The sequence below is a fragment of the Endozoicomonas sp. SESOKO3 genome (assembly GCF_024606255.1).
In genome coordinates this window covers 1-1145 of record NZ_JAHHPR010000743.1, presented here as the reverse complement: position 1 = coordinate 1145, position 1145 = coordinate 1, and the positions used below count along the sequence as shown (strand labels likewise).

Annotated in this window: 1 protein-coding gene; it reads left to right on the top strand. The window is 50.1% G+C overall.

All coding sequences use genetic code 11. The features are described from left to right. Positions 1 to 986, top strand: a 986-nt coding sequence (locus tag KDK18_RS13070; protein WP_257255367.1) for a hypothetical protein, incomplete at its 5' end; no start/stop codon positions are given. Between the last annotated feature and the right edge of the window lie 159 nt (positions 987 to 1145).

Below are 1145 nucleotides of genomic sequence, written 5' to 3'. Positions count from 1 at the left end.
GCTTTATTCTGGTAGAAATGCAGGAGCTTTTTCTCCGTGGCAAGGCGCTTCGTTCTCTTGGCTTCAAGGTGGACAAACAAAAGCAGAACCCGGAGATTGCCAGAGATCCTGCATTTATTCATTATCTTTCCTTTTTGACTGAGCTGTTTAACAGCCATTCCACCCTTTGGCACAAAGAGAGCCAACGTCGTCGTCATCAGGAAGACCTCTCCGCCCTTTTTATGGAAGCCGATAGTAAAGATTATGGTATTGAGTGGTACCGGCAGGTTCGCAGGATCCTGAAGGGTGACAAAGCGGTGCCTGTGACTCCGTCAACACCCGCTCAGCAACCGAACAAGCCTGAATACCGGGAAGAAGTAGTCGTATTGGCATTCTTTACTGCAGCAATGCTTGCGGCAGGTGGCATTTCGGGAGTCGTAGCCATCTGCAGGTTTTGTAAGGGCCTTATTGATTATGCCCGTCATTCCCAGAGTGCGAGCATGGCGGAGCATGCTGAGCAGGAGAGGGAGTTACAAAAAAAGTTAGGCAAAGCGCTCAACAAACCCGGGCGGAAAGATCCGAAAGCCAGGGACTGGAAACCCGGCAAAGAGGACTGGGAGGAGGTCAGGGACATTATGGAAGGCTACGATAGCGATACTGTGAACAGTGTACTGGTCGGTGCCGGGGCTATTGACCGCCCGCTATCTAACATGGATATGAATCTGCTCTATTCGCAGTTATCATTGACCGGTCTCTACGTTTACTTGAGGCAAGCAGAGTTTATCCAGACAGAAGAAGATAAAGAACGCCAAAAAATGGCGCAAGAAAGATTCGAAAAAATGGAGCAGGAAGAAGAGGCCAAGAGAGACAGAACCGCGACCTTTGCCGAAACCACTGAACTTCAGCAAGAGCACTCCACTTCCTACATTCACAGAAGCAGTGGTTTTTCCACTTGGGACACATCTTCCACTGAAACGGTCAGGCAGCGGGAGGCGACCCGGGACTGAATATGAGCGGTTCACCGGTCAACAATTTCCGCAATTAAAGAGCCTGCCCCTTGTCAATTTGCAGACTTTCCTTATCATGGTTGCTTCATCACGGAGATCCGCTCAGGAGCCTGACCGAGAATAGCGCCCGTAGCGAGGACGGCAGAAAATTGAGGATAA